Source organism: bacterium (assembly GCA_019912885.1).
GTDB lineage: Bacteria > Lernaellota > Lernaellaia > JACKCT01 > JACKCT01 > JAIOHV01.
Map to the genome: position 1 here is coordinate 1 of JAIOHV010000060.1, position 2,158 is coordinate 2,158.

The window sequence follows — 2,158 nt, forward strand, 5'->3', positions numbered from 1 at the left end:
GGCGCCGTCGCGTGCGCCGGCGCCCCGGGCGCGGGCGTATGTTCCACGGGCGCGGGCTTGGGCACGGAGGGAATCTCCATGTCCCTGGCGGTTTCCTTGATGACGTCCGCCTCGACCGTCTTGAGCTGCCGCGCGCACGTCGTCAGCATGGCGTTGTCGCAAAGCGTGTTGATCAGACGCGGCAGGCCGATGGTCGTGCGGAAAACCTGCGCCAGGGCCTCGTCGGAAAACGTCGCCTCCGGTCTCGGCGAGCCCGCCTCGCGAAGGCGGTGAACGATGTAGTTGCGCGTGTCCTCGTAAGACAGCGCCTTGATCTCGGTGCGAAGGCTGATGCGCTGGCGAAGCTGCCGGAACTCCTGCGTGCCGAGGATGCCGTTCAGCTCCGGCTGCCCCACCAGGATGATCTGCAACAGCTTGCTCTGCCGCGTCTCCATATTCGTCAGGAAGACGACCTCGTTCAGGATCTCGTGCGACAGGTTGTGCGCCTCGTCCAGGATCAGGATCGTCCGCAGGTTGCGGCGCATGCGCTCGTTCAGATGCTCCCGCAGGATGATCGTCGCCTCGGCGCGGTCGGCCGGCCTCTCGGAGATCTTGAAATCCGCGAACATGTAGCGGTACAGGCTGTGCGGGTCCACCTGCGTGTCGAAGACGATCGAAACCGCCGCGTCCTTATCGATCTGGGACAGGAGCGTGAAGATCATCGTCGTCTTGCCGCTTCCCACTTCGCCCGTCACGACCATCAGCGGCTTGCGCTCCTGGACGCCGTAAAGAAGCTGCGCCATCGCCATCCGATGGCTCGACGACATGTAGACAAAATTGGGGTCGGGCGTGATCGAAAAAGGGAGTTTTTTGAGCCCGAAATACTCCGCGTACATGAAAAATCCGCCTCGAAAAGACCAAAAAAAACCGCGCCCCGCGCGCGGGACGGATGACGGTAAGAAGGATGCCGGGGCAAGTCAAGCGACGATCGGGGTTTGCGGATCCGCGGTGACGGCGCGGACGAATCGCGCGATGTCAGGGCCTGTGATGTCAGTGCCGCAAACGGCGATGTCAGTGCCGCAAACGCAGTCCCGCTCCGAGCGGGACGGAGTGCGCGGTCGCCCCCGCCCCGCCACAGCCTTGCGCCGTCAGGGCTTGTGATGTCAGGGCCGCAAACGCAGCGAAGCGGAGTGCGCGGTCGGCCCCGCCCCATTCGACATCCGCCTCCGCCGCGCTTGACACAAACGCCGCCCCGGCGACGATGCATCGATGGCCGACATGACATTCTCGATCGCGGGCGGCAAAGCGGTCCGGCCGGCGCTGCTTGGCGCGGCGGGCGCGACCCTGCTCGGCGCTTTCGTGGCGTGGGATGTCCTTTTCCCCGTCCTGCATTACGGCCATTCGACGCACATCGACCTCATCCGCCAGATGGCGATGGACGCCGCCTACGAGGAAGGGCAGGTCTATCCGCGCTGGGCCGCGGATTTCTACTTCGGGCGCGGCTCGCCCATCTTCAATTTCTACGCGCCGCTGGCGTACCTGATCGGCGAGTTGTTCTCGCTTCTGGGCGTCTCCGCGCTCGGCGCGATCAAGGGCTCGTATTTCCTCGGCGTCATCGTGGCGGCCATCGCCGCCAATCGCCTGGCGCGCGAATTGTGGGACACCGCGTCGGGCGTCGCCGGAGCGGCGCTTTTGCTGCTGTCGCCGTATTTCCTTCTCGATCTCTACGTGCGCGGCGCGCTCGCGGAGCTTTGGGGGATGGCGCTTTTGGCGCTCGCGCTCGCCTTCACCATCCGCGCGGCCCGCACCGGGCAGACGCACGACGCCACGCGCGCGGGCGCGGCGACGGCCTTGCTGCTTTACGCGCACAACATCGCCGCGCTGCTGGGCGTGCCGGTCATCTTCCTGGCCGGTCTCGTCGCCGGCGACGGCCGCACCGCGCGCCGCCGAACCTTGACCGCGCTTGCGCTCGGCGTCGCGATGGGCGCGGCGTTCTGGGCGCCGGCGCTTTTCGAGAAGGGCCTTGTCCGCGCCGACGAAAACCTGCTCGGCGGCGACTACGACTTCCGGCGCCATTTCGTGCCCGTGCGCGACCTTCTTCACGACGAATGGGGCTATGGATCGCCGATGGCCGGCCCGGAGCCGATGGCGACCACCCTCGGTGCGTTGCACCTCCTGG

Annotated in this window: 2 protein-coding genes; one reads left to right on the forward strand and one right to left on the reverse strand. The window is 66.5% G+C overall.

Annotated elements, in window-relative coordinates:
• Positions 1-875 (reverse strand): AAA family ATPase (locus K8I61_05200; protein ID MBZ0271410.1); only part of this gene is annotated, 875 nt, incomplete at its 3' end.
• Positions 876-1,248: 373 nt separating this feature from the next.
• Here K8I61_05200 and K8I61_05205 point away from each other — a divergent pair.
• Positions 1,249-2,158 (forward strand): glycosyltransferase family 39 protein (locus K8I61_05205; GenBank protein ID MBZ0271411.1); only part of this gene is annotated, 910 nt, incomplete at its 3' end.